Annotated in this window: 21 protein-coding genes; 13 read left to right on the top strand and 8 right to left on the bottom strand. The window is 66.3% G+C overall.

Going from position 1 to position 25,494, the window contains the following annotated elements:
• Nucleotides 1–26: 26 nt before the first annotated feature.
• The gene (locus ASG86_RS21045; RefSeq protein ID WP_235565189.1) at nt 27–701 is read right to left on the bottom strand and encodes a GerMN domain-containing protein; all 675 of its coding nucleotides are present in this window, start codon (nt 699–701) and stop codon (nt 27–29) included.
• 182 nt (nt 702–883) lie between these two features.
• Entirely contained in the window at nt 884–1,441 is a 558-nt protein-coding gene (locus tag ASG86_RS14455; RefSeq protein WP_056335685.1) for an NAD(P)H-dependent oxidoreductase, read from the bottom strand.
• A gap of 118 nt (nt 1,442–1,559) precedes the next feature.
• Between ASG86_RS14455 and ASG86_RS14450 the strand changes: the two genes are divergently transcribed.
• From ASG86_RS14450 to ASG86_RS14425, 6 genes are all read left to right on the top strand, one after another.
• Entirely contained in the window at nt 1,560–2,171 is a 612-nt protein-coding gene (locus tag ASG86_RS14450) for a TetR/AcrR family transcriptional regulator (RefSeq protein WP_442854306.1), read from the top strand.
• Between the two features lie 355 nt (nt 2,172–2,526).
• Nucleotides 2,527–3,510 carry an ABC transporter permease gene (locus ASG86_RS14445; RefSeq protein WP_056335679.1) on the top strand — a complete coding sequence of 328 codons (984 nt, stop codon included), beginning with the start codon at nt 2,527–2,529 and terminating at the stop codon, nt 3,508–3,510.
• Between the two features lie 2 nt (nt 3,511–3,512).
• Nucleotides 3,513–4,502 (top strand): ABC transporter permease, encoded by a 990-nt coding sequence (locus ASG86_RS14440; RefSeq protein ID WP_056335676.1) that lies wholly within the window; start codon nt 3,513–3,515, stop codon nt 4,500–4,502.
• Complete coding sequence (locus ASG86_RS14435) at nt 4,499–6,697, top strand: dipeptide ABC transporter ATP-binding protein (RefSeq protein WP_056335673.1); 2,199 nt, start codon at nt 4,499–4,501, stop codon at nt 6,695–6,697. The genes ASG86_RS14440 and ASG86_RS14435 overlap by 4 nt, the downstream gene beginning before the upstream one ends.
• Nucleotides 6,698–6,746: 49 nt before the next feature.
• Nucleotides 6,747–8,465 (top strand): ABC transporter family substrate-binding protein, encoded by a 1,719-nt coding sequence (locus tag ASG86_RS14430; protein WP_056335668.1) that lies wholly within the window; start codon nt 6,747–6,749, stop codon nt 8,463–8,465.
• Between the two features lie 121 nt (nt 8,466–8,586).
• Nucleotides 8,587–9,660, top strand: a complete 1,074-nt coding sequence (locus ASG86_RS14425) for a Gfo/Idh/MocA family protein (protein ID WP_056335665.1) — start codon at nt 8,587–8,589, stop codon at nt 9,658–9,660.
• Between the two features lie 173 nt (nt 9,661–9,833).
• Here the strand turns inward: ASG86_RS14425 and ald are convergent, their stop codons facing one another.
• Nucleotides 9,834–10,952 (bottom strand): alanine dehydrogenase, encoded by a 1,119-nt coding sequence (gene ald / locus ASG86_RS14420; RefSeq protein ID WP_056335662.1) that lies wholly within the window; start codon nt 10,950–10,952, stop codon nt 9,834–9,836.
• Nucleotides 10,953–11,184: 232 nt separating this feature from the next.
• Between ald and ASG86_RS14415 the strand changes: the two genes are divergently transcribed.
• The gene (locus ASG86_RS14415) at nt 11,185–12,405 is read left to right on the top strand and encodes a PucR family transcriptional regulator (RefSeq protein WP_056335659.1); all 1,221 of its coding nucleotides are present in this window, start codon (nt 11,185–11,187) and stop codon (nt 12,403–12,405) included.
• Between the two features lie 16 nt (nt 12,406–12,421).
• On the opposite strand, the gene ASG86_RS14410 is transcribed toward ASG86_RS14415, so the two are convergent.
• Genes ASG86_RS14410 through ptsP form a run of 3 tightly spaced genes read right to left on the bottom strand, consistent with a single transcriptional unit; the run spans nt 12,422 to nt 15,402 of the window.
• On the bottom strand, nt 12,422–13,228 hold the full coding sequence (locus ASG86_RS14410; protein WP_056336106.1) for an alpha/beta fold hydrolase: 807 nt from the start codon (nt 13,226–13,228) through the stop codon (nt 12,422–12,424).
• Between the two features lie 12 nt (nt 13,229–13,240).
• A complete protein-coding gene (locus ASG86_RS14405; RefSeq protein WP_056335655.1) occupies nt 13,241–13,666 on the bottom strand; it encodes a helix-turn-helix domain-containing protein in 426 nt (141 codons plus the stop codon).
• Nucleotides 13,667–13,716: 50 nt separating this feature from the next.
• Nucleotides 13,717–15,402, bottom strand: coding sequence for a phosphoenolpyruvate--protein phosphotransferase (ptsP, locus tag ASG86_RS14400; RefSeq protein ID WP_056335652.1), 1,686 nt, complete (start codon nt 15,400–15,402; stop codon nt 13,717–13,719).
• Nucleotides 15,403–15,562: 160 nt separating this feature from the next.
• On the opposite strand from ptsP, the gene ASG86_RS14395 reads away from it, so the two are divergent.
• The 6 genes from ASG86_RS14395 to ASG86_RS14370 all read left to right on the top strand — a co-directional run bounded on the left by ASG86_RS14395 (nt 15,563) and on the right by ASG86_RS14370 (nt 22,059).
• Nucleotides 15,563–16,291: a TetR/AcrR family transcriptional regulator gene (locus ASG86_RS14395; protein ID WP_056335649.1), complete on the top strand. Its 729-nt coding sequence runs from the start codon at nt 15,563–15,565 to the stop codon at nt 16,289–16,291.
• Nucleotides 16,292–16,378: 87 nt separating this feature from the next.
• Complete coding sequence (locus tag ASG86_RS14390; RefSeq protein ID WP_056335646.1) at nt 16,379–18,424, top strand: PTS mannitol transporter subunit IICBA; 2,046 nt, start codon at nt 16,379–16,381, stop codon at nt 18,422–18,424.
• The gene (locus ASG86_RS14385) at nt 18,424–19,599 is read left to right on the top strand and encodes a mannitol-1-phosphate 5-dehydrogenase (RefSeq protein WP_056335643.1); all 1,176 of its coding nucleotides are present in this window, start codon (nt 18,424–18,426) and stop codon (nt 19,597–19,599) included. Before ASG86_RS14390 ends, ASG86_RS14385 begins: the two co-directional genes overlap by 1 nt.
• Before the next feature lie 182 nt (nt 19,600–19,781).
• The gene (locus ASG86_RS14380; RefSeq protein ID WP_056335641.1) at nt 19,782–20,321 is read left to right on the top strand and encodes a GNAT family N-acetyltransferase; all 540 of its coding nucleotides are present in this window, start codon (nt 19,782–19,784) and stop codon (nt 20,319–20,321) included.
• A gap of 42 nt (nt 20,322–20,363) precedes the next feature.
• Nucleotides 20,364–20,804 (top strand): MarR family winged helix-turn-helix transcriptional regulator, encoded by a 441-nt coding sequence (locus ASG86_RS14375; RefSeq protein ID WP_056336103.1) that lies wholly within the window; start codon nt 20,364–20,366, stop codon nt 20,802–20,804.
• Between the two features lie 28 nt (nt 20,805–20,832).
• The gene (locus ASG86_RS14370) at nt 20,833–22,059 is read left to right on the top strand and encodes an MFS transporter (RefSeq protein ID WP_056335638.1); all 1,227 of its coding nucleotides are present in this window, start codon (nt 20,833–20,835) and stop codon (nt 22,057–22,059) included.
• A gap of 110 nt (nt 22,060–22,169) precedes the next feature.
• Here the strand turns inward: ASG86_RS14370 and ASG86_RS14365 are convergent, their stop codons facing one another.
• Together ASG86_RS14365 and ASG86_RS14360 are read right to left on the bottom strand one after the other, a co-directional pair.
• Nucleotides 22,170–23,606: a sugar porter family MFS transporter gene (locus ASG86_RS14365; RefSeq protein WP_056335634.1), complete on the bottom strand. Its 1,437-nt coding sequence runs from the start codon at nt 23,604–23,606 to the stop codon at nt 22,170–22,172.
• A 199-nt stretch (nt 23,607–23,805) separates the two neighbouring features.
• The gene (locus ASG86_RS14360) at nt 23,806–25,470 is read right to left on the bottom strand and encodes an MDR family MFS transporter (RefSeq protein ID WP_056335630.1); all 1,665 of its coding nucleotides are present in this window, start codon (nt 25,468–25,470) and stop codon (nt 23,806–23,808) included.
• Between the last annotated feature and the right edge of the window lie 24 nt (nt 25,471–25,494).

The raw sequence follows: 25,494 nt of genomic DNA, 5'->3' as shown, positions 1-25,494 counted from the left end.
AACAGCAACAGTTGTTTATCAACGATTTACCGACTGGCCCTCGCCGATTTCAGGAAATCGGCGAGGGCCTGGCCATTGATGTAGATGTCGGCCCTGATGGCCCCCACTGCCTGCAGGGCCGTCTGGGTGAGCTGGGCCTCGATGCGGGGAAGGTCGCAGGTCCCGCCCGGCTTGAGGGTGCCCGCCAGGTAGACCGTGACCGTGGTGCCGTCAAAACTTCCGGACAGGAACTTCAGCCGGGAACCGCCCACCGCGTTGAACAGCCCGCCGTGCTGCTGTTCGCCGCCCAGCAGGCCTCCCATCGCGGCCTTGAGCCGGGTATCCCCGGCGCCCCCTGCCGGGGCGGAGCCAACCAGGCTGTCGTTGCAGCCGAAGCGCACGCCGTGCCTCCCGCCGTCGTCCACCATCACGAAGTAGGACGTTACCGGCGGAACCATGGCGGCTGCTGTGGCCTGCGGGGTGGGTTCCGGTATTCCTGCCGCCCGCCCATACTGCGCACCAGGGGTACTGCCGCCCATCGTGGCCGGCAGGAGGGCCAGCGGGGCAGAGCTGGCTGCGGCAGTTCCGCCAGTTGCAGGCGGGGACGATTCCTGGGGCTGGGAGAGCGGGGCACTGCAAGCGGAGAGCAGCAGCGCAAGGCAGCCCGCTGCCGCCGTCAGGCTGTCGGGGCCACCGCCGCCCCGACTCCTTCTTTTTGCCATGGGGCACCGCAATCCGATCCGGTAGTTTCCAGTGGATTAACGCTACGGCCACCCCTGCCCGCCCGGATGTCCGGAAGATACCGGTTGGGATAAGAGTTGGTCACGGCCTTGGAAGTGCCCTTTAACGCACCGCGCCCGGCACGCGGAGTTGCGTGCCGGGCGCGGCCAGGTTGCGCGGGAGCCTAGGCTGCCGGTGCTGCGGCGGCCAGGGCGTCGAAGATGCCCTTGATCTGCTCCACTACCTCGGCGTCGTCCTTGGGGTGCACTTCTGCGAAACGCACCATGGAGCCGGGGACGGCGAGTTTGACGTCGTCCAGGATCTGGGCGCCGGCAATGCCGGCGGCCTTGCGGGCCTCGTCCTGGGCCCACACGCCGCCGTACTGGCCGAACGCGGTACCGACGACGGCGGTCGGTTTGCCAGCCAGGGCGCCGGCGCCGAAGGGGCGGGACAGCCAGTCGATGGCGTTCTTCAGGGCGGCGGGAACGGTGCCGTTGTGTTCGGGCGTGACCAGCAGGAGGGTGTCGGCCTCTTCCGCGGCGGCACGCAGTGCTGCGGCGGCAGCCGGCACCTGGCCCTCCACGTCGATGTCCTCGTTATAGAACGGGATGTTGCCCAGGCTTTCGTGGATCACCACGTCCACCTGTTCGGGGGCGTTGAGCTGGATGGCTTCGGCCAGCTTCTGGTTGGTGGACTCGGCGCGGAGGCTGCCCACAAGGGTAAGGACGGTGCTCTTGGTCATGGAATCTCCTGGCTAGGGTCGCGGCGGGGACCGCGTTCGATAGTGAGAGGCTCGGGGAGCCATCACTGGACTAAACGGACCGTAGTCCGGTTCTATTCCCCGTGACTACACTGTCTTTGTGAGTTCCATCCCAGTGCGGCCGGGAATGACACCGGTGACGGCCGCGGAACGCAGCGATGCTGCCCGGAACCGGGAACGGCTCCTACTGGCTGCCCGGGAATTGATCGGGCAGGGCGGGGTGGCGGCACTTACGATGGACCGCCTGGCGGAACACGCTGGCGTTGGCAAGGGAACCATCTTCCGCCGCTTCGGCAGCCGCGCCGGATTAATGCTGACGCTGCTGGACGATTCGGAGGCCGCCTTCCAAGCCCGCGTTCTGTTCGGCCCCCCGCCCCTGGGGCCGGGCGCCGCGCCGCTGGACCGGCTGATCGCCTTTGGTGCCGGACGGATCGCCTACGTGCTGGAATACGGGGACCTGGTCCTCGCGGCCGGCCATGCCTCCCGCGGCAGGTTTGACGTCCCGGCCGCCGCGCTCTGGAACCACCACGTGCAGATGCTCCTGCGCGAAGCCGGCGTCGATTCCCCTGAACCGTGGCTGATGGCGGGATCCCTCAATGCCACCCTGGACGCTGAACGGCTCCTGCACCTTGTCCGCGACCATGGAGTGACCATCGAGCGGCTGGCAACTTCCTGGCGCGATCTTGTCACACGGGTGGCAGGCGGCGCGTAGATTACGCGGTTGATTGCTCCTGCGTCCAGTCAAACCAACTTCACAGAACTATTCATAACGATCTGATACGGCGCGCCTGATTTCCGGCGATGGCGGCACTTTTCAGGTGACGGCTTGTGATAGTTTCCTCTGGAATGTGACCCGCGACATAGTCCACCAGGACCTGCCCTAGGGCTGCGGGAGGCCAGCTACCCGCTGGTGCAGAACCCGGTGAGGCGGCACAATCCGTGCTTGGCCGGGGACGACGGAAGGATCCAGCAGTGATGGTTGAATTGGCCAAAGGCACGGCACGCCAGCGGACACCGGAGTGTTCCTCCGTCCAGCATCCGGCGGCACCGCTGAAGAATTAGCACCCATGCTCAAGTACCTTGCCAAGCGCGGCATCACATATGTGGTGATGATCTTCCTCACCACCTCCGCCGGTTACTTCCTGGCCGTCAGCTCGCTCAAGCCGGCACTGCTCGAGCAGGAGCGGATCCCGCGGCCCACCCCGGAGCAGGTTGCCAACTCAATGCGACTCAAGGGCCTGGACCCGGACCTTAGCCCGTGGGAGCGCTACGTTGACTGGCTCACCGGGATCGTCACCCGCTGGGACTGGGGCCGGAGCCCCAACGGCGCCTACATCAACGCAGAGTTCGGGGACCGCGTGTGGATCTCCACCCGGCTTTTCCTGGCTTCCATCATCCTGACCCTGGTCATCGGCGTCGCACTCGGCGTCTATTCAGCGGCACGGCAGTACAAGTTCCAGGACCGTGTCATTACGTCCTACAGCTACCTGGCTTACATCGTGCCCGCACCCATCGCCTACTTCCTGGTGCAGCTGGGAGCCATCAACATCAACGAATCCGTGGGTGACCGGATCTTTTTCGTCACCGGCATTTCCACCCCCGGCATCGCGCCCGGCTGGGCCCAGTTCGTTGACATGGTGGCGCACTATGTAGTGCCCACGGTGGCTATCACCCTCGTCGGGTGGGGCGCGTACCAGATTGCCCAGCGGCAATACCTGCTGGACAACGTCAACGCCGACTTTGTCCGCACCGCCCGGGCCAAGGGGCTCACCCGGAACCAGGCCATTGCCCGGCACGCGCTTCGCGTGTCCTTCATTCCGGTGGCCCAGAGCATCGCCTTTACCATCCCGGCCATCTTCGCCGGCGGCTTCTTCGCTGAAAAGATCTTCGCCTGGCCAGGCGTGGGGTCCTGGAGCATCGATGCCATCTCGTTGCAGGACGTCAATGCCGCCACGGCCACCCTGGCCTACGGCTCCGTGATCTTTGCGCTGGGCGCCATCCTTGCGGACTTCGCCACCACGCTTGTCGACCCGAGAGTGCGGGTGCAGTAGCCATGACCAACCTCAACGCCGTTGACCCGGCAGCCGTGGCGCAGGACGCGCACCTGGAAAGCGCCGACGTCGTCATTGGCAAGAACACCATCATTTTCCGCCGCTTCCTGCGGAACAAGACCGCTGTGGCGGGCCTGGCCATCTTCCTGGCCCTGACGGCTTTCTCGTTCATCGGGGGGTTCTTCACCCCGTGGGACAAGGAAACCATCGACCCCTTCAACATCGGGATGCCGCCGTCGGCTGACCACTACCTCGGAACGTCACAGGCGGGCATCGACCTGTACGCCATGACCGTGGAGGGCACCAGGATCTCCATCCTGATCGGCCTGGTGGTAGGCCTGGTATCGGTCCTGGTCGCCGCCGTCTACGGCTGCACCATGGCCTACTTCGGCGGCAAGGTGGACAAGGTCATGCTGTTCATCCTGGAAGCGCTGATCATGATGCCGGCGCTCCTGGTGGTTGCTGTGGCCACCAGCGGCGGAGGTGAAGGCCTGAAGCGGAACCTTCCCTCCTGGCTGCTGCTCATCATCGTCCTGCTGGTGTTCAGCTGGATGGGCACCGCCCGGTTGATCCGCTCCATGTCCATGTCCCTGATGCAGCGGGACTTCGTCAAGGCGGCCCAGTACATGGGAGTCCCCCCGCGGCGCATTGTCTGGCGGCACCTGGTGCCGAACATCGGTTCCCTGTTGATCCTGGACATCACCCGCGGCGTCACCGCGGCCATCCTCGCCGAGGTGGCCTTTTCCTTCATCGGCATCGGCATCAAGGTCCCGGACGTCAGCCTCGGCGTACTGATCGGCGGCGCCACGTCCCAGGTGCAGACCTTTCCCTGGATGTTCTGGGTTCCGCTTACCGTCATGTTCCTGCTGACCGGGTCCTTGGCCATGATGAACGACGGCCTGCGCGACGCCTTCGACCCCAGCTCCAGTTCCACCGGCAAGGCCAAGAAGGCCAAAGCCCGGAAAACCACGGCGGAAAAGAAGACGGCATGAGCAGCGAAACCACCACCGGAGCCATGGAACCCGCACGGTCAGATGTGGAGCGCCTGCACGTGGCGGGACTGCACGCCCCCACCGACGCAGTGCTGTCCGTCCGTGACCTGAACGTCCGCTTCAACTCGGAGAACGGCGTGGTCCATGCCGTCAGGGGCGTCGACTTCGACCTGATGCCGGGCAAGACGCTGGGAATCGTGGGGGAATCGGGTTCCGGCAAATCGGTCACCTCGCTGGCTATCATGGGGCTCCTCCCGCCCACGGCCCAGGTCTCCGGCTCCGTCCGGCTCAAGGGCCGGGAGCTGCTGGGGCTCAGCGACAAGGACATGTGCAAGTACCGCGGCAACGATCTCGCCATGGTCTTCCAGGATCCCCTGTCTTCCCTCACTCCCGTGTTCACGGTGGGCACCCAGATCGTCGAGGCGCTGACCATCCACCACCCCACCATGAGCAGGACAGCCAAGGAAGCCCGCGCCGTCGAGCTGCTGGCCATGGTGGGAATCCCCAGCCCAAAGGACAGGCTGAAGGCCTTCCCGCACGAGTTCTCCGGGGGCATGCGGCAGCGCGTCATGATCGCCATCGCCATCGCCAACAATCCGCGCGTCCTGATCGCGGATGAGCCGACGACGGCCCTGGACGTCACCATCCAGGCCCAGGTCCTTGAGGTGCTCCACACAGCGCAGGAGGAGACCGGTGCCGCGGTGGTGATGATCACGCACGACCTCGGTGTGGTGGCCGGCATGGCAGACGACATCATGGTCATGTACGCGGGCAAGCCGGTGGAAACCGGCGCGGTGGATGACATCTACTACAACCCCCGGATGCCGTACACCATGGGCCTGCTCGGCGCTGTGCCCCGGGTGGATGTGGCGGAGAAGTCCTCGCTCGTTCCCATCGAGGGGATGCCGCCCAACCTGCTGCACGCCCCCACCGGATGCTCGTTCGCTCCCCGCTGCCCCCTTGCCTCCGAGGCCTGCCACGACGGCGAGCCCGCCCTGGCGCCCGTCGACGGACAGGGACTGCACCGTGCCGCCTGCATCAAGTCCGAGGCCCTGGGTGGGGACGTGGACGTCCACGACGTGTTCGCCGCCCCGCCGGTGCCGGTGTCCCGCTTCGACGCCGTCCCCCGGGCTGAGCGCTCCACCGTCCTGCAGCTCAAGGACGTGCGGAAACACTTCCCGCTCACCAGGGGTGCCCTGATCAAGCGCCGGATCGGCACCGTCAAGGCGGTGGACGGCCTCAGCTTCGACATCCGGGAAGGTGAATGCTTCTCCATCGTGGGCGAATCGGGATCGGGCAAGACCACCACGCTCCTGGAAATCATGGAGTTCCACGCGGACCAGGACGGCGAGGTGGTGATCGGCGGCCTGAGCAACAAGCAGGCCGCCGATGCGAAGACCAAAGCCAAAATGCGGCGCGAACTCCAGATGGTGTTCCAGGACCCCACCGGCGCCCTGGACCCGCGGTTCACAGTCTATGAAGTCCTTGCCGAACCCCTGCAGAACGCCGGCATGGACCGCGGCGCCATCAGGAAGCGGATCATGGAGCTCATGAAGCTCGTGGGCCTGCAGCCGGACCACGTCAACCGCTTCCCCAACCAGTTCTCCGGCGGCCAGCGCCAGCGGATCGGCATTGCCCGCGCACTGGCGGTGAACCCCAAGCTGGTGGTCCTGGACGAGCCCGTCTCGGCCCTCGACGTGTCGGTCCAGGCCGGCGTCATCAACCTGCTGGACCACCTGCGCGCCGAACTGGGCCTGAGCTACCTGCTGGTGGCGCACGACCTCTCGGTGGTGCGCCACATCTCCAACCGCGTGGCCGTGATGTACCTGGGTAAGATCGTGGAGATCGGGGCCGTGGACCGCGTCTTCGACAACCCCCGCCACCCTTACACCCGGGCCCTCCTGTCCGCCATCCCCGTGCCGGACCCCCAGCTGGAACGCACCCGCGAACGCATCATCCTGCAGGGCGACCTGCCCTCGCCTCTGCAGGCGCCCAAGGGCTGCAACTTCGCCACCCGTTGTCCTGTCTTCGCGGCGCTGCCGCCGGCCAAGCAGGAGAAGTGCCTGACCCTGGAACCGCCCCTGGAAGCAGCAGCGTCCGCCACGGACCAGCAATTCGCCTGCTTCTTCCCGGACGGCGAACTGGATGAGGACATGCTGGTGGTCCACGAAACGGCGGACCACCATGCGCCCTGAGACTTATCGACCCACACGCACCACCACTCGCACCAATGAAGGGAAAACCATGAGGAAACTGAACAGGATCGGCGGAGCTGCAGCCGTTGCTGCGGCCCTGACGCTGACGGCCTGCGGCGGTGGCGGCGGTGCCAGCGGCCCCGAAACAGCCAAGGGGCAGGAGGCAGGCAGCGACCTGTCCAAGCTGATCAGCATCAACGAGAAGCCGGCAGCCGACCTGCAGCAGGGCGGCAAAGTCACCCTTCCGCTGGGCAACATCGGGCCGGACTTCAACGGGTTCTCCAACAACGGCAACAGCGCGGACAACTCCGCCCTGCAGGTCCCCATGAACCCGGTTGCCATGAACAGCGGCGGCGTCGGCGGCTGCTGGAAGGTGGACTTCCAGGGCAAGGTCACTCCCAACAAGGACTTCTGCGAGTCGGTGGACAGTGTGGTCAAGGACGGCAAGCAGACCATCACCATCAAGGTGAACCCCAAGGCCACCTACAACGACGGCACCCCGATTGACGTCAAGGCCTTCAAGAACACCTGGAACATCCTCAAGAGCCCTGACGCCGGCTACGACATTGTCAGCTCCGGCGCCTACGAATTTGTTGATTCCGTCGAGGCAGGCAGCAGCGACAAGGAAGTCATCGTCAAGACGACCCGCCCGGTCTTCCCGGTGGATTCGCTCTTCTTCGGTCTCATCCACCCCGCCGTCAACACCCCGGAGGTCTTCAATGAAGGCTTCAACGGCAACATGCACCCCGAGTGGATGGCAGGCCCCTTCAAGCTCGACCAGTACGACACTGCAGCCAAGACTGTCACCCTGGTACCCAACGACAAGTGGTGGGGCACCAAGCCGGTGCTGGCCAACGTGACCTTCCGCCAGCTGGAAACCAGCGCGCAGATCGCGGCCTTCAAGAACGGCGAGATCGATGCTATGTCCGCCAACACCATCTCCCTCTACAAGCAGCTTGACGGCACCAAGAATTCAGAAGTCCGCCGCGGCCAGCGTCTCTTCGCAGGCGGCATGAACCTGAACGCCCAGCGCATCACCGACGTCAACGTCCGCAAGGCCATCTTCGCCGCCGTGGACCGTGAAGCCCTGCGCAAGGTGCGGTTCAACGGCCTGAACTGGGAAGAGCCCAGCTCCGGTTCCATGATGCTGCTGCCGTTCTCCGAGTACTACCAGGACAACTACCCCGTCAAGGAAACCGGCCCGGACGCCGCCAAGAAGGTCCTCACCGACGCCGGCTACAAGGCCAACGCCAACGGCATCATGGAGAAGGACGGCAAGCCCGCGGCCTTCAAGATCAGCAACTTCGGTGACGATCCCACCACCCTCGCCTTCACCCAGACCCTGCAGAAGCAGCTCCAGGCAGGCGGCATGGACGTAGGCATCGACCAGCGCGCCTCCGCCGACTTCGGCAAGGTTCTCGGTTCCCGCGAGTTCGACATGAGTGTCTCCGGCTACACCGTGGGCGCGGACGCCACCGACGCCGTCAAGCAGTACTACGACTCAAAGACCAACGAGAACAAGCTGGGCGACGCGGAGCTGGACAAGAAGATCGCGGACCTTGCCTCCATCGAGGACAACGCAGCCCGCAACAAGGCTGCAATGGACGTGGAGAAGGAGCACATGGCGAAGTACTTCTCCATGGGCGTGGTCATGAACGGCCCGCAGATCTCCTTCGTCCGCACCGGCCTGGCCAACTATGGCCCGTCCCTGTTCCAGAGCACCTCGCAGGTTCCGGACTGGACCACCATCGGCTGGGAAAAGAAGTAACTGCCGCGGCTGCAACCGCGTAACACCGGAAGCCGGTATCCCTGCTCAAGCAGGGGTGCCGGCTTCCGGTGTTTAACGGTTCCTGACCAACCGTGCCGGGCCCGGGGGTAGCGTAGCTTCCATGACCGGAACTGAAGGCGACCCCCGCACCATCCGTACCGCCGTCGTCGGCTACGGGCTTGCCGGCAGTGTGTTCCACGTGCCGTTGCTGGCGGCCAACAGCGATTACTCCCTGGACGTCGTGGCCACGTCCGACGCCGGCCGGAGCGCGGCTGCCTCAGCCCGCCTTCCGGGCGCGGCAGTGGTGCCCGACGCCCACGCAGTCCTGGGGCGGGCAGCCAACCTTGACCTGGTGGTCCTGGCGACGCCACCCGCGACGCATTATCCGCTGGCCAGGGCTGCCCTGGAGGCGGGGCTGGACGTGGTGGTGGACAAGCCCTTCGCGGTCACCAGCGGACAGGGGCAGGAACTTATCGAACTGGCGCGGCGGCGGGGGCGGGTGCTCACGGTGTTCCACAACCGGCGGTGGGACGGCGACTTCCTCACATTGCGGAAGCTCCTGGCGGCCCAGGCCCTTGGAAACGTGACCCGGTTCGAATCGCGCTTCGAGCGCTGGCAGCCCTCGATTGCGAAGGCCTGGAAGGCGCGGGCCACGGCCGCCGACGGGGGAGGGGCCCTGTTCGATCTCGGCAGCCACCTGATCGACCAGGCGCTGCAGTTGTTTGGCCCGGCCACCGTCCTGCACGCGGAACTGAAGGCCCGGCGGTCCGACGAGCGGGCGGATGACGACGTCTTCCTGGTCCTCCGCCACGATTCCGGTGTGACCAGCCACCTGACCATGAACATGCTGTGCGCGCAGCAGGGCCCCCGCTTCCGGGTGCTGGGCTCAATCGGCGGCTTCACCAAGAACGGCGTGGACCCACAGGAGCCCTACATCGCGGCCGGCGGAAGCCCCCTGGACCCCGCCTACGGCCAGGAGGCGCCGGAATGGGCAGGCCTCCTGGGCCGCAACGGCCACCTGGACCGCCTCCCCACCGAACGCGGCGCCTACCCGGAGTTCTACCGGATCCTGGCGGAGAAGATCCTCGACGGCGGCACGGCATCAGCCCTGCCCCTCCCCGTAAACCCGGAGGACGCCGTCGAGGTCCTCAAAATCATAGAAAAAGCCCGCAAGGTCGCCTCGGCGGCCGTTTGACATGCCGAACGCCGAACGACAGGCATCCGGCAGCGTGCTCCCCACCAGCACCCTAACCTCGCAAGCTCGGTCAGGGAACCCTGCTGGCGTGGCCCCAGACGCGACAAAGGAGCAGCACGCAGAGGATGTCTGTCGTCCGGCGCAGCGGGACGAGCAGCGGGCGTCAGAAGGGCTTAGGCGGAAACCAGTTCGTGCCAGTCGGCGACGAGGGGCAGGTCGTGGGCCTCGGACACGGAGTGGTGGGCCACATGGCCGGCGGCGATGTTCAGGCCGGCGGCGAGGGCGGGGTCATGGTCGAAGGCGGCCTTGACGCCCAGGTTGGCCAGGGACACCGCGTAGCGCAGGGTGACGTTGGTCAGCGCGTAGGTGGAGGTGTTGGGCACGGCGCCGGGCATGTTGGCCACGCAGTAGAAGATGGTGTTGTGCACCTTGTACGTGGGTTCCTGGTGCGTGGTGGGGTGCGTGTCCTCGAAGCAGCCGCCCTGGTCCACGGCGATGTCCACCAGGACCGAGCCGGGCTTCATCCGGGCCACGAGGTCGTTGGTGACCAGCTTGGGGGCCTTGGCACCCGGGATCAGGACGGAACCGATGACCAGGTCTGCGTCCACCACGGACTTTTCGATCTCGTACTTGTTGGAAGCGACCGTCTTCAGCCGCCCCTGGTACTGGGCGTCCAGTTCGCGCAGGCGGTTGATGTTGATGTCCAGGATGGTGACGTCGGCACCCAGGCCAAGGGCCATGGCTGCGGCGTTGGTGCCGGCAACACCGGCGCCAAGGACAACCACCTTGGCGGGGCGCACGCCGGGCACGCCGCCCAGCAGGACGCCCTTGCCGCCGGCCGGAGCCATCAGGGAGGTGGCACCCACCTGGACGGACAGGCGGCCTGCAACCTCAGACATCGGGGCGAGCAGCGGCAGCGACCGGCCCTCCTGCACGGTTTCGTAGGCGATGGCGGTGACGCCGGAGTTGATGAGCTCCCGGGTCAGTTCCGGCTCGGCGGCCAGGTGCAGGTAGGTGAAGAGGATCAGGCCCTTGCGGAAGCGGTGGTACTCGGCCTTGATGGGCTCCTTGACCTTCATGACCATGTCCGCGCGGGCCCAGACGTCATCGGCTTCGTTGACGATTTCGGCACCGGCGATCGAGTATTCCTCGTCGGTAATACCTGAGCCCAGGCCAGCACCGCGCTCCACCAGGACGGTGTGCCCGTGAGTAAGGAACTCGTGGACGCCGGCCGCGGTGATGGCCACGCGGAACTCGTTGTTCTTGATTTCTTTGGGGACGCCGATGATCATCGTCTGCTCCAGGGTGTGGGGCCGGTGGGCCGTAAAACGGAAGGATTTCGTGCTTCAACGATAAATCCGGCTGTGAGCCAGCTGACATGCGGGAGCCCGAAGCGCCACATGGGAAATCGCGTGATTCCGCGGTTTTTGCCGCCGTCAGCTAGACATCTGTCGAGCCTTGAAGCGTCAGGTGTCGCCTCATGTCCGTTCGTCCACAGGGGTTCCGGAGCAGTAGTGTTGGCCCATGCAGCAGCAGGGTGTGGAACAGCTCGTGGAACAGGTGGCACAGAAGCTGGGACGCGGGCTTTCCCTCGAGGACCTGGACGGCCTGCTGCTTGCCTACAGCTCGAACCAGTCCCACGCCGACCGGGTGCGCGTGAACTTCCTCCTCAGCAAGAAGGTCCCGGCGGACGTGAGCGCCTGGCAGCTCTCCCACGGCATCGCCACCGCCGTGCGGCCCGTTGTGGTTCCCGCCAACCCGGACCTGGGCATGCTGGGCCGGGTTTGCGTTCCGCTTATGGTGCGGGGATTCCGCGTGGGCTACCTCTGGGTGCAGCAGGACTCCGCGGAGGAAAGCCCGACGGCGATCCTCACCCAGTTGCCGGGCGTGAACCACGAGCTTGAGCTGCTGTCCGGCCTCCTGCTCGACTCGAACACGGCCGAATCCGAATTCCGGCGGGGCCGGGAGCGGGAGTTCCTCGCCGCCTGTGCAGGGGAACCCAATGCCCTGGCCGCCGTCGCCGGCTGGAAGGAAGTCCAGGGGCGCGGCCCGTGGCAGATGGTTACGGTGCTCGATGCGGACGGCTGGGCCAGCGGTCCGGACCCCATCGCGTCCACCCTGATCCACCGCTCCACCGCGCTCCAGGCAACCGTTGGGGTGGATGCCGCCCTGTTCAGCGCCGGGACGGAGACGCATTCCGTGGTGCTGTTCCGCGAGTCGACCGGCCGGGCCAACCACGCGCAGGTCCTGGTCCACTACCAGCTGGAGCTTGCCAAGCGCTCCGGCCGCCCGGTCCACCGGATCATCCTGGGCATCAGCGAGGGTTTCTCGAAAACCCGCCAGCTGTCGGAGGCATACCGGCAGTCGCGGGTGGCGGCGCAGGCGGCGGCGGTGGACCCGCAGCTGGGCGAACTGGTGGACTGCCGCGCAACGGGCGTCTACCAGCTGCTCGCGTCGGCCGGGGGAGGGGTGGGGGCTTGGGCGGACTCCGGCTCGGTCTACTTCCGCATGCTTGAGGACCACGACCGCAACGACGAACTCATCCCGGTCCTTGAACTCCTCTATGACAACGACGGCTCCGTGCAGGACGTCGCCGGCAAGCTCCACCTGCACCGCAGCAGCATCTACAACAGGCTGGGCCGGATCCGGCAGCTGCTGGGGGTGGACCCGCTGAAGGGCATGCTCCGCCTGGAACTGCACGCCGCCCTCAAGATGCGGCGCTGGGCGGGAAGGCCCAGAATTTGAGGTCCGGAATCTGGCGCTAGACGGAGGCCTCGGCGAAAGACCTGATGGCGTCCGCAACCTGCCGCGGGCGCAGGTGCTGGGCCACGTGTCCTGCCCGGCCAATCTCAACAAAGCTTCCCTGCGGCACAACCTGCGAGAGCCGGAGCGACCAATCCGCGCCCGCCACCGGATCGTGTTTTCCGCGCAGCACCAGCACTGGCGCATTGATGCCCGCAAGCCGCAGCTCGGTGGGGTAGGCCATCATTACGGGCAGCATGGTGAAGTACCAGCGCGGACCGCAACGGAAATAGTCCGAGAACACCAGCCAGTTGGAGGAGGCGCTTTCCCTCAGGAGCGAGTCCAGGAACAGTGCCAGGCCCTGCCGCCGGACGCTGCGGTGCCGCGAGTCCACCACGGGACCCATCAGCACCAACCGGCGCACCTGCTGCGGTGCGTCAAGCGCGGCTTCGATGGCGAACTGGACCCCCATCGAATGTCCCACCAGGACATATTGGCCAATGCCACAGGCCTTCAATGCCTGCGCGATGAAGGCCCCGTAGTCCTCCACGGACAGCTGCCGCCCGGGCCTGGGGGTCCCGGCAAAACCTGGCAGGTCCAGCGAATAGGTGGGTCCAACGGCGGCGAGCTCGTCGTGGAGGCGCCGAAGGTAGCGGTGGGAAACCCCGATGCCGTGGATAAGGATATAGGCGGGTGCGGTTTGGCTGCCGGCGGTTTCCGGCCCCGGCGCAGGTGTGCCGTCAGCCCAGAGGATGCACCCCTGGAGCCCGTCGGCCTCCACGTCGGCTGACCTCAGTGGCTCTTTCCGGGAGCGGGGCCACGCCATGCGGGTGCCCAACTACTCGCCCGTGCCGGCGGCGTCTGCCCCGGCGGCCTTGTCATGCCGGCGTTTTTGTTCCGCAAGTTTCTGGGCCTCGAGCCACGCCATGATGTCAGCTGTCCGGATCCGCCGGTGCGAGCCGCGGTACTCCACCGGGATTTCACCGCGGTCCGTCATGTTGCGCAGGTAGGTGTGCGAGATACCCGCAAGCTCGGCCGCCTGCGACGTGGTCAGCATGTCCTCCACGCTGCTCACGGTCACCGTTTCGCCCCGGCTGAGCCGGGCAAGAAGATCCACGACGGCGTCCCGCGCCTGCCCGGGCAGTCGGTGGACCGTGCCGTCGACGAAGACGGTGATGTCATTGCTGTCCGCCAGGGCGCGCGCAAGGCTGCGGGCGTCGCCGGCAGGCAGGCCGGCCGTGACGCGGGGGGCTATCAGTGCCATGGACGTAGCCTATCCCGGCCGCGGCCGGCCGGGCCGCGGCCGCGGACGCGTCAGAGTCCCAGCTCCTCCAATACCGGCAGCTTTTCCCGGACCCACGCCCGCGCCTCGGTGGCGCTCGGCGCGGACAGGGCAAGTTTGGCCAGATCCTGGGCTTCGGACAGGGTCACCGTCTTCAGGACTGCCGCCACCGCGGCGAGGGAGCGCGCCGTCATGGACAGGGTGCTGACGCCGAGGCCGGTAAGGACGACGGCGAGGGCGGGGTCGGCGGCAGCCTCGCCACAGACGCCCACGGGCTTGTTGTGGCCCTCCGCGCGGGATCCTTCAACGGTGAGGCCGACGAGGCGCAGGACGGCAGGCTGCCACGGGGTGTTCAGGTTGGCCAGCGGACCAAGCTGGCGGTCTGCGGCCATGGCGTACTGGGTGAGGTCGTTGGTGCCAAGGCTGGCAAAGCCCACCTCGCGGAGGATGGACTCGGCGGTAAGGGCTGCCGACGGGACCTCCACCATGACGCCGGGGGTTTTGATGCCGGCATCGGCGCACATGGAAGCGAACCGGGCCGCTTCTTCCGCCGTGGAGATCATCGGGGCCATGACCCAGACATCGGCCTGGGACTGCTGCTGCGCCAGGGCGATGGCTTCCAGCTGGCGGTCCAGGACGCCGGGGGTGGTGAAGTCGGTGCGGTAGCCGCGGACGCCGAGGGCCGGGTTGGGCTCGGTGGAGTCCGTCAGGAACGGCAGCGGCTTGTCCGCGCCGGCATCCAGGGTGCGCAGGACCACCTTCTTGCCCGGGAAGGCATCAAAGACACTCTTGTAGGCAGCGGCCTGCTCTTCGACGCTGGGCTCGGTATCGCGCTCAAGGAAGCAGAACTCGGTGCGGAAGAGGCCCACGCCCTGGGCTCCCAGCTTCGCGGCCGCTTCGGCGTCCTTGCCGCCGCCCACGTTGGCAAGCAGCGGCACCTCGTGGCCGTCCGCCGTCGTGCCCGTGCCGGTGAACTCTGCCAGCAGCGATGCCGTGGCGGCCCATGCTTCCGCTGTTGCCCGCAGGGATTCGTCGGGCGCGGAGGTGATGAGGCCGGCTGCGCCGTCCACGTACACCTCGGTGCCGTCCGGGAGTTCGTCCACGCCCACGGCGGCAACCACGGCGGGCAGGCCGAGGGACCGGGCGATGATGGCGGTGTGCGACTGGGGGCCGCCGCCTGCGGTCACCAGCGCCAGGACCTTGTTCGGGTCGAGTGTCGCGGTGTCCGCCGGGGCCAGGTCCTCTGCCACCAGGACGAACGGGGTGTTGGAGGCGGGAATGCCGGGTGCGGGAACTCCCCGGAGCTCGGCCACGATCCGGGCGCGCACGTCAAGGACATCGGTGGCGCGTTCGGCCATGTAACCGCCCAGGTTGTGCAGCATCTCGGATACGGAGGAACCGGATTCCCAGATGGCTCGTTCGGCGGAGGTGCCCCGGGCCACCAGTTTGGCTGCCCCCTTGATCAGCATGGTGTCCTTGGCCATCAGTGCGGTGGCCTCCAGGACGGCCTTGCCGTCGCCGGTGGCGTGGGCGGCGCGGTCCTTCAGTTCGTCGTGCACCGCCTGCGCGGCTGCCTTCAGTGCTGCTGTGGCTTCCTCGGCAGTGGTTCCCGGGGCCAGCTGTTCGCCGGCGGGAGGCTCACTGATCGGTTTGGGCATCTGCCGGACGGTGCCGATGACGCGGCCTGGGCTGACGCCTACTCCTGGGAAGTTCTGCACTGAAGGTCCTCATTCTCTGCCGGTGGACAGGCCCGCCAAGTTCTCCGGCACCGTGCCGGGTCCGCCTGAAGACTGCTACGTCCAGGGCGGGAAACGTGCCTGAAAAAATTGTATGTGATTCAGTTCATATAGCAACGCTATAGGTGCTAGGGTAGCGGTTATGAGTTTGGATGGCCAGCTTCCCCCCAAAATGCGGCTGCTCCGTGCTGCCGCGGAACTGCTGGCAAAATCCGCGGGAGCACCGGTATCAACCCGCCAGATCACCCACCTGGCGGGAGTTTCGGCGCCCACCCTGTACCACCACTTCGGTGACAAGGAAGGTCTGTTCGACGCCGTCGTCGCCGCAGGGTTTGAAGAATATGTCGCGGGCGAAAGGGATTTCGCCCCCTCCGGACAGCCGCTTGAGGACATCCGGAGAATGTGGGACAACCATGTCCAGTTCGGACTGAACCAGCCTGAGCTGTACCTGGTGATGTTCGGCAACATCCGTCCGGAGAGCCGGCCTGCCATCGTGGCAGACGCCGAGGCGCTCATGGAGGAGATGCTGAACAAGGCAGCGGCGGCGGGCCAGCTGAACGTCCAGCCCAGGGAGGCAGCCAGGTCCATCCTGGCAGCCAATGTGGGCGTGACGCTGATGCTGATTGCGGAGCCCGCAACCGAGCGCAACCTCGAATTGTCCACCATGACCCGGGACGCCATGATCTTCGCGGTGTCCGCCGAGCCCGCCAGCGGCCCGGCCCCGGGCGGCACCGGAAAGTCCTCGGTGGTGGTGGCAGCGATCGCCCTGAACGCCGCACTTCAGGCTTCGCACTCTGACCAGCTTTCCAGCTCGGAACTCAAGCTCTTCCTCGAATGGCTGCACCGGATCTCCACCAGCCCCACCGGTTAGCCCCGCAACCCCGTAGTACCCAGCAGTACGTCGTCGTAATCATCGGACCACTCCTGCGGAGCAGCAGGAATGAGGTTAGGAAATCACATGGCAACAGAGACAGTTGCAAAACCCCGCACCAGCGCGCGCGTGCACGTCCAAAAGTTCGGGACATTCCTGTCCGGCATGATCATGCCCAACATCGGGGCGTTCATCGCCTGGGGCATCATCACCGCCCTCTTCATCGAGAAGGGCTGGCTGCCCGTTCCGCAACTGGGTGGTTTCGGCGAGACCGGCGGCAAGCCAAACATCGGCCTGGTAGGCCCCATGATCACGTACCTCCTGCCGCTCCTGATCGGCTACACCGGCGGCAAGAACGTCTATGACGTCCGCGGCGGCGTGGTGGGAGCCATCGGCACCATGGGCGTGATCGTTGGTGCCGGCATCCCCATGTTCATCGGTGCCATGATCATGGGTCCGCTGGGCGGCTGGACCATGAAGAAGATCGATATGCTCTGGGACGGCAAGATCCGCCCCGGCTTCGAGATGCTGGTCAACAACTTCTCCGCCGGCATCTGGGGCGCATTGCTCGCCATGCTGGGCTTCTACGGAATTTCACCGCTGGTAACGGCCTTCAGCACCGCAGCCGGCAACGTGGTGCAGTTCCTGGTCAACAACGGACTGCTGCCACTGACCAGCATCTTCATCGAGCCTGCCAAGGTGCTGTTCCTGAACAACGCCATCAACCACGGTGTGCTCACGCCGCTGGGCGTCCAGCAGTCGCTGGACCAGGGCAAGTCCATCCTGTTCCTGCTCGAGGCCAACCCGGGCCCCGGCCTGGGCATCCTGCTGGCCTACATGTTCTTCGGCCGCGGTGCCGCCAAGGCGTCGGCCCCCGGTGCCGCGATCATCCACTTCCTGGGCGGTATCCACGAGATCTACTTCCCGTACGTGCTGATGCGCCCGCTGCTGATCCTGGCAGCCATCGCCGGCGGCATGACCGGCATCGCCACCCTTGCCGTCACCGGCGCGGGACTCGTTGCCCCCGCCGCCCCGGGATCCATCATCGCGGTGCTCGCCCAGACGTCCCGTGACAGCTACCTCGGCGTGATCCTGTCGGTGCTGCTCGCCACCACGGCGTCCTTCCTGGTGGCCTCCGTAATCATGAAGACCACCAAGCACAGCGATGAAGCCGACCTGGGCGACGCCACTGCCCGCATGGAGGCAATGAAGGGCAAGAAGAGCTCGGTGTCCTCCACCCTCACCGGTGCAGGCGCTTCCGCAGGTGCCGCGTCCGGCCGTGGCGGAGTGGGCGTCCTGGCCGGCCCCGTCCGGAACATCGTGTTCGCGTGCGACGCCGGCATGGGCTCCAGCGCCATGGGCGCCTCCGTGCTGCGGAACAAGATCAAAGCGGCCGGCTTCCCGGACGTCAAGGTCACCAACGCCTCCATCGCCAACCTCAGCGACACCTACGACGTTGTGGTCACGCACCAGGACCTCACCGAACGGGCCAAGCCGGCCACCTCCAGCGCCGTCCACTACTCCGTGGACAACTTCATGAGCAGCCCGCGCTATGAGGAGATCGTGGACCTGGTCCGCGAGAGCAACGCCGAGGGTGGAACGTCCGACGCCGGCACCACCCATGGCGCCCACGCCGCCGATGCCCCGGTTGACGCAGCCCCTGCCGGAGCAGGTGCCGCCGCAGCCTCCGCGAACGGAAGCTCCGACATCCTGGCCCGCGAGAGCGTGGTCATGCGCGGTTCGGCCACCACCCGCGACGCCGCCATTGACGAGGCCGGCCGGCTCCTGCTGGCCCGCGGAGCCGTGGATGAGGGCTACATCGCCGCCATGCACGAGCGGGAAGAATCCGTGTCCACCTACATGGGCAGCTTCCTGGCCATCCCGCACGGCACCAACGCCGCCAAGGACCACATCCGCAAGTCGGCAGTGTCCGTGATCCGCTACCCGGAAGGCATTGACTGGAACGGCAAGCAGGTCAAGTTCGTGGTGGGCGTTGCCGGCATCAACAACGAGCACCTGCACATCCTGTCCTCCATCGCCAAGGTCTTCACCAACAAGGAACAGGTTGCCCGGCTGGAGGCGGCCACGTCCGAGGATGAAGTCCTGGAACTCTTCGGAAAGGTCAACGCATAGTGAAGGCAGTACATTTTGGGGCCGGCAACATCGGCCGCGGCTTCGTGGGGCTGCTCCTGCATGATGCCGGCTACGAAGTGGTGTTCGCGGACGTGGCCGAGGACCTGATCAACAGGCTCAAGGAGGCGGACAGCTACGCCGTGCACGAGGTGGGGGAGAACCCCGCCGTGCGGACCGTGGACAACTTCCGGGCCCTGAACTCCAACGCCCAGGAAGCGGAACTGGTCGCCGAGATCGCGACGGCGGACATCGTCACCACCGCAGTGGGTCCGCACATCCTGAAGTTCGTGGCGCCCGTGATCGCCAAAGGCATCGTCGCCAGGGAGCCCGGCCGGGCGCCCCTGCAGGTGATGGCCTGCGAGAACGCGATCAACGCCACGGACATCCTGGCCAAGGAGGTAGCGGCCCAGCCCGGAGCCACCGCCGCAGTCCTGGATGACAAAGCCGTGTTCGCCAACACCGCGGTGGACCGGATCGTGCCCAACCAGGAAGCCGGCCAGGGCCTGGATGTCACCGTGGAGACCTTTTACGAATGGGTCATCGACCGCACTGCCTTCGGTGACTCCGCTCCCGCGATCCCCGGCGCAACGTTCGTGGACGACCTCTCGCCCTATATCGAGCGGAAGCTGTTCACCGTGAACACCGGCCACGCGTCAGCGGCATACTTCGGGTTCGAGGCGGGCCTGGAGAAGATCTCCGACGCCATGGCGGACCAGGATGTGGCTGAAGATGTCCGGGCGGTGCTGGAGGAAACCAAGCAGCTCCTGGTGGCCAAGCACGGGTTCAGCAACGACGAGCAGGAAGCCTACGTCCAGAAGATCCTGGTCAGGTTCTCAAACCCGTACCTGCCGGACACCGTGAACCGCGTGGGCCGGGCTCCGCTGCGGAAGCTGAGCCGGAACGAGCGGTTCATCGGCCCGGCAGCGGAACTGGCAGAACGCGGCGTGGTACCGGAGGCCCTGCTGGGTGCCATCGCGGCAGCGCTCCGGTTCAATGATCCCGCTGATGCCGAGGCCACCGAGCTTGCCGGCATCCTCGGCTCGGCCAGCCCCACCGACGCCACCGAAAGGATCACCGGGCTGGCGCCTGGCCACCCGCTGTTCGCCGCCGTTGCCACCCTTGTGGAGGAGCGGCAGGCGGAAATGGCCGAAACCCCAGCCCAAAGCATCACCTGACACGCGCCATCACTTCCTGCGGCACCTGACGCAACGCTCCATCAGATCCTGCAGGAAATCCACCGACGCATCTGCAACGACGACGCCGGCACTCGCCCGAGTGCCGGCGTCGTGGTTTGCTGCTGTGCCCCGGCAACGCCCGCTCACCTTTGGCAGGTTTTCCCTCAAGCCCAGCTCAGATCATGTGCCAAGCTGGGCAGGTGATCCTTCCCGAAGATGTAGCGCCCGCCCTGCTCACCGCCGACGTCAACGGCGGGACGTTCCGCCTCCGCCACGCCAACCAGGCGGACCTGCCCGCCATGGTGCGCCTGCTCGCCGACGACGCGTTGGGCGCCGGCCGCGAAGCAGCCAGGGACATGGAGCCCTACGAGCGGGCCTTCGAAGCGATCGACGCCGACCCCTCCCACCTGCTGGTGGTGGGCGAACTGGTGCCGCCCGGCGAAGAGGCCGGTCCGGTGGTTGCCACCTTCCAACTAAGCTTCCTCCCGGGAATCTCCCGGCAGGGAGCCTGGCGCTCACAGCTTGAGGGGGTTCGCGTGGCCTCGTCCCTTCGCGGGCAGGGCATCGGCAAGCTGATGGTGGGATGGGCCGTCCGGGAGTCGCAAAAGCGCGGCTGCAACCTGATGCAGCTGACTACCCACAACAGCCGCACCGAGGCCCACCGGTTCTACGAGCAGCTGGGCTTCGAGGCCAGCCATGTCGGCATGAAACTGGCGCTCTAATCCCTTGAACGTTAGGCAGCCTAAATGTTAGGCTGCCTAATGATGAATACCAACGATGCCGCATTGCAGGAACTTGCCAGCGGGTTCCGCGAAGCCCTCCGCCACAGTATCTACCTGGTGAGGCGCCTCGACGCCGACGGTGAACTCAGCGCCGCCCAGCTCAGCACCCTTAAGATGATGCTCGGCGAGGGCCAGCGAGTCGGCGAGATCGCCCGGAACCTCGGAGTCCGCGTGCCCAGTGCCACGGAACAAATCATCAAACTCGAGCGCGCGGGCCTGGCCCGCCGCGAGCCGGACCCGGCGGACTCCCGCGCTGTCCGGGTGGTCCTGACTGACGAAGGCCGCGCCGCCGTCGACTCCGCCAACAAGCGGCGCAACCAGGTGATGGCCGAAATCCTCAGTACCCTCTCCGACCAGGACCGCAAAGCCTTGGCGGCGGCCCTGCCGGTCATCGACAAAATCAATGCATCCCTCCAGAACTGAACCAGCCACGAACTTAGGAGTACCCTCCATGGACGGCCAGCTCGCAGAAACCCTGCAAGCACCAGAATCAACCTTTCAGGCTGAAAAAGCCTCATTCCTGAAACAGCCCAAGGCGGTCTGGGCCACCGCCCTCGCCGCAGTGTTCGCCTTCATGGGCATCGGCCTGGTGGACCCCATCCTCCCCGCCATCGCCACCAACCTGGACGCCAGCCCCAGCCAGGTGTCCCTGCTGTTCACCAGCTACTTCCTGGTCACCGCGCTGGCCATGCTGATCACAGGGTTTGTTTCCTCCCGGATCGGCGGCAAGAAGACGCTGTTGATCGGCCTGGCCGTCATCGTGGTCTTCTCCTCGCTCTCCGGCCTGTCCGGCAGCGTCGGAGAGCTGGTGGGCTTCCGCGCCGGCTGGGGGCTGGGCAACGCCCTGTTCGTCGCCACCGCGCTCGCCGTGATCGTCGGCGTTGCCAGCGGTGGCGCCGGGACCGCCATCATCCTCTATGAGGCCGCGCTGGGCCTGGGCATCTCGCTCGGCCCGCTGCTGGGCGCCCTCCTGGGCGGCTGGCAGTGGCGCGCACCGTTCTTCGGCACCGCCGTCCTGATGGCCGCCGCCTTCATCGCCCTGATCGCCCTGCTGCCTAAAACTCCCCTGCCAGAGCGCAAGGTGCGGCTGCGCGACCCCCTCCTGGCGCTGGGCCACAAGGGACTGCGGACGACGGCGGCAAGCGGCTTGTTCTACAACTACGGCTTCTTCACCATCCTGGCCTTCACCCCGTTCATCCTGGGCATGGACGCCTACGGCATCGGCGGCGTGTTCTTCGGCTGGGGTGTGGCCGTGGCCGTTTTCTCGGTCTTCGTTGCACCGGTCCTGCAGAAGCGGTTTGGCGCCGTCAAGGTACTGACCGGCACGCTGTTCGTCCTCATGCTGGACCTGGCCGGGCTGGGACTGGCGGCGGGGCACTCGGTGCCGGCCGTCGTCGTCCTGGTCATTGTTGCCGGTGCGCTGCTGGGCATCAACAACACCATCTACACGGAACTGGCCATGGGCGTCTCTGATTCGCCGCGGCCGGTGGCTTCCTCCGGCTACAACTTTGTCCGCTGGATGGGCGGCGCCCTGGCCCCATTCGCGGCGGCGCAGCTCGGAGAGCACTTCGGCCCGCAGGTTCCGTTCTTTGCCGGGGCCGTGGCCATGGCCATCGCCATCCTGGTGGCATTCGGCGGCCGGTCCTACCTCTCCTCGCACGAGCCGCACGTCGTGTAAACAGCCGCAAAATAACAAACCCTCTATCACGCCATGTGATGGAGGGTTTGTTGTTTTCCTGCGAAAGCTGATGGGGCGTCCCGGGAAAAGCCGCCAAAAGTGATGGGGCGTTACTTGGCGGAGCCCTTGGGCACGAACAGCGTCTCCGCCTGCTCCAGGGACATGCCGTTGGTCTCCGGCACCTTGAACATGACGAAGAAGAAGGACGCCGCCGCGAACAGGGCGTACATGGCGTAGGTCAACGGCAGCGAGGCCGCAGCCATGGCCGGGAAGCTGAGCGTGATCGCGAAGTTGGCCACCCACTGCGCCGCGGCGGCCAGACCAAGCGCCCGGGCGCGGATCCTGGACGGGAAGATCTCGCCCAGGAGGACCCACACCAGCGGCCCCCAGGACGCACCGAAGCTGACGACGAAGATGTTCGCGGCCACCAGGGCCACGGAACCCCACGCACCCGGCAGGCTGATGTCCTCGCCGCTGCCCGTTGCCGAGGAAAAGGCCAGGGCCATGGCGCCCAGGGACACGGCCATGCCCACGGATCCGGCCAGCAGGATGGGCCGGCGGCCCACGCGGTCCACCAGGGCGATGGCCACCAGGGTGACCAGGATGTTGGTGATGGAGGTTGCCACCGAGATGGCCAGCGAGTCCTTCTCCTGGAAGCCCACAGCCTTCCACAGGGTGGTGGAGTAGTAGAAGATCACGTTGATCCCCACGAACTGCTGCAGCACCGACAGCGTGATGCCCACCCAGACCACAGCCTGGAGGCCAAATACCTTGCCGCGAAGGGACCCCTTCTGGCCGGCCAGCTTGTCTTCCTCGATGGCTTCGCGGATGTCCCGGATGTGGCGGTCGGCATCCTCGGAGGGGGCGATGGACTCGAAGACCCTCCGGGCCTGGTCCTCCTTGCCCTGGAACACCAGGAACCGCGGGGACTCGGGCAGGGTGAAGGCAACCCAGCCGTAAACGACGGCCGGGACGGCCGCGGCCAGGAACATCCAGCGCCATGATTCAATGCCCAGCCAGAAGGCCTGGTCCGCGCCGCCGGCACTGGTGGCCAGGAGCGCGTCCGAGAGCAGCGCGGCGAAGATGCCCGTGGTGATGGCCAGCTGCTGCAGGGACGCCAGGCGGCCGCGGACCTTCCGGGGCGAAATTTCGGAGATGTAGGCAGGGGCGATGACAGAGGCCAGCCCGATGCCCAGGCCGCCCACAAGGCGCCAGAAGATCAAGTCCCAGACGCCGAAGCAAAAGCCGGTGCCTATGGCGCTGACCAGGAAGAGCAGGGCGCCCAGCTTCATGGCCGGGATGCGGCCGTAACGGTCCGCCACCTTGCCGGCCAGGAAGGCGCCGGCCGCGCAGCCCAGCAGGGCGATGGCCACGGCGAAGCCGGTGACGGCCTCGGAGAGCGCAAACTCTTCCTTCAGGGCGTCCACGGCTCCATTGACCACTGATGAGTCGAAACCGAAGAGGAATCCGCCCACCGCCCCCGCGAGCGCCAGCCAGATCACCCGCCGCGGTATCCCGGTTGTGGTCTGCTCCTGTGCAGTGGGCATGGTTCTCCCTGGGTTTGGGGGTTTATGGATGCGGTGCGGACGTCGTCGGCTGCGGTACCGGCCAGAGGGGCCGGCGCACACGCGCTAAACAGTGTGGCACGTCACCGCCCGAGGTTCCACTTGGCGCCTGTTGCCCCCTTAAGGCAGGACGACGACGGCGGGCCGTGCCGCCGTCGTCGTCCTGCCTTGCGCTTCAGGGCTAGTGGGCCGGAATTTCCATGCTGTCCCTGTCCTGCGGGGATGCCTTCTGGTCGGTCAGCTTCTTGCGCGGAAGGGCGAAGCTGATGAGGAACGCCAGGCCGGTGAGCGCCGCCGCCGTCAGCATCACGGTGTCGATGGACGTGGCGAAGCCCTCGGTGATGGGCCTGGTCAGGGTGCTGTTGGCGGTGTGCAGCCAGCTGGTGTCGTTCAGGGAGTCGTTGGAGGCGCCGTTCCTGAAGAATTCATACAGCTTGGCGTTGGCGGGGTCCGCCGCGACGGCCGGGTCCTTGAGGACCGCCAAGTAAGCGGGATCGGTGGCGGCGGTCTTCATGCCGTCGGCGATCCGGCTGGCAGCCAGGCTGAAGAGCATGGAGATGAAGACGGCGGTGCCCACGGCGCCGCCCATGGAGCGGAAGAAGGCTGCGGAGGAGGTGCCAACCCCCATGTCCCGCGGCGGCACCGAGGTCTGCATAGCCAGGGTGAGCGGCTGCATGCAGAAGCCCAGGCCCACGCCGAAGAACACGGCGATCAGGCCGGGAACCCATAGTTCGGTGTCCACTGCCAGCGAGAAGCCCATCACCAGGGCGGCCGCGGTGAGGATGCCGGTGCCCATGATCGGGAAGATGCGGAACGTGCCCGAGGCCGAGATGGTGCGGCCTGCCGTGATGGACCCGAACAGGATGCCCACGGTGAAGGTGATCATCATCAGCCCGGCCTCGGTGGGGGTGAGTCCCTTGACCAGTTGGAGGTACATCGGGAGCATGGCGATGGCGCCGAACATGCCGATGCCGATGATGAAGTTCAGCAGCGAGGACAGCCCGAACGTGACGTTATGGAAGAGCCGCAGGGGAATCAGGGCGTAATCGCCGGCCCGCTTTTCCGCGAGCAGGAACCAGGCAATGCCCACCGCGCCCAGGCCGTAGCAGAGGAAGGAGTTCACGGAGGTCCAGCCCCAGGTGCGGCCCTGTTCAGCCACCAGGAGGAGCGGAACGATGGCCACGGTGATGGCGGCGGCGCCCCAGTAGTCGATCTTTTGCTTCAGGTGCTTCGCCGGCAGGTGCAGGAACAGGAACACCACCGCCAGGGCGGCCAGGCCAATGGGGATGTTGATGAAGAAGACCCAGCGCCAGCCATCGAAGCCCAGGATGTTCGCGGAACCGGCGAACGCACCGCCCACCACCGGGCCCAGGACCGAGGAAATGCCGAACACGGACATGAAGTAGCCCTGGAACTTGGCGCGGTCCTTGAGCGAGACGATGTCGCCGATGATGGTCAGCGCCAGGGCCAGCAGGCCGCCGGCACCCAGGCCCTGGATGCCGCGGGCAACAGCGAGTTCGGTCATCGAGTGGACGGAGCCGGCGTACAGCGAGCCCACCAGGAAGACGACGATCGCGGTCAGGTACAGCGGGCGGCGTCCGAAGATGTCGCTCAGCTTGCCGTACAGCGGCGTGCTGACGGTGGAGGTGATCAGGTACGCCGTGGTGGCCCACGCCTGCAGGGAGAGCCCGTCCAGGTCGTTGGCGATGGTGTAGATGGAGGTGGAGACGATGGTCTGGTCAAGGGATGCCAGGAACATGCCCAGCATCAGGCCCACCATGACGGTGACGATCTGGCGTTGCGTCAGGACTTCTCCGGCGCGGGGCGCGGCAGTGGCTTTGGACATGGGTGCTCCAAGGGAAAGAAAGGA

The sequence above is a fragment of the Arthrobacter sp. Soil764 genome, from assembly GCF_001428075.1.
Lineage (GTDB): Bacteria > Actinomycetota > Actinomycetes > Actinomycetales > Micrococcaceae > Arthrobacter.
Note: the sequence above shows the minus strand (reverse complement) of the source record. Positions and strands in the feature narration are given on the sequence as shown.

Excerpts from the sequence above, each read along its gene's own strand:
- ASG86_RS21045 (WP_235565189.1), bottom strand. The coding sequence starts at position 701 with ATGGCAAAAAGAAGGAGTCGGGGCGGCGGTGGCCCCGACAGCCTGACG.
- ASG86_RS14455 (WP_056335685.1), bottom strand. The coding sequence starts at position 1,441 with ATGACCAAGAGCACCGTCCTTACCCTTGTGGGCAGCCTCCGCGCCGAG.
- ASG86_RS14445 (WP_056335679.1), top strand. The coding sequence starts at position 2,527 with ATGCTCAAGTACCTTGCCAAGCGCGGCATCACATATGTGGTGATGATC.
- ASG86_RS14440 (WP_056335676.1), top strand. The coding sequence starts at position 3,513 with ATGACCAACCTCAACGCCGTTGACCCGGCAGCCGTGGCGCAGGACGCG.
- ASG86_RS14435 (WP_056335673.1), top strand. The coding sequence starts at position 4,499 with ATGAGCAGCGAAACCACCACCGGAGCCATGGAACCCGCACGGTCAGAT.
- ASG86_RS14430 (WP_056335668.1), top strand. The coding sequence starts at position 6,747 with ATGAGGAAACTGAACAGGATCGGCGGAGCTGCAGCCGTTGCTGCGGCC.
- ASG86_RS14425 (WP_056335665.1), top strand. The coding sequence starts at position 8,587 with ATGACCGGAACTGAAGGCGACCCCCGCACCATCCGTACCGCCGTCGTC.
- ald (WP_056335662.1), bottom strand. The coding sequence starts at position 10,952 with ATGATCATCGGCGTCCCCAAAGAAATCAAGAACAACGAGTTCCGCGTG.
- ASG86_RS14415 (WP_056335659.1), top strand. The coding sequence starts at position 11,185 with ATGCAGCAGCAGGGTGTGGAACAGCTCGTGGAACAGGTGGCACAGAAG.
- ASG86_RS14410 (WP_056336106.1), bottom strand. The coding sequence starts at position 13,228 with ATGGCGTGGCCCCGCTCCCGGAAAGAGCCACTGAGGTCAGCCGACGTG.
- ASG86_RS14405 (WP_056335655.1), bottom strand. The coding sequence starts at position 13,666 with ATGGCACTGATAGCCCCCCGCGTCACGGCCGGCCTGCCTGCCGGCGAC.
- ASG86_RS14395 (WP_056335649.1), top strand. The coding sequence starts at position 15,563 with ATGAGTTTGGATGGCCAGCTTCCCCCCAAAATGCGGCTGCTCCGTGCT.
- ASG86_RS14390 (WP_056335646.1), top strand. The coding sequence starts at position 16,379 with ATGGCAACAGAGACAGTTGCAAAACCCCGCACCAGCGCGCGCGTGCAC.
- ASG86_RS14380 (WP_056335641.1), top strand. The coding sequence starts at position 19,782 with ATGTGCCAAGCTGGGCAGGTGATCCTTCCCGAAGATGTAGCGCCCGCC.
- ASG86_RS14375 (WP_056336103.1), top strand. The coding sequence starts at position 20,364 with ATGAATACCAACGATGCCGCATTGCAGGAACTTGCCAGCGGGTTCCGC.
- ASG86_RS14370 (WP_056335638.1), top strand. The coding sequence starts at position 20,833 with ATGGACGGCCAGCTCGCAGAAACCCTGCAAGCACCAGAATCAACCTTT.
- ASG86_RS14365 (WP_056335634.1), bottom strand. The coding sequence starts at position 23,606 with ATGCCCACTGCACAGGAGCAGACCACAACCGGGATACCGCGGCGGGTG.
- ASG86_RS14360 (WP_056335630.1), bottom strand. The coding sequence starts at position 25,470 with ATGTCCAAAGCCACTGCCGCGCCCCGCGCCGGAGAAGTCCTGACGCAA.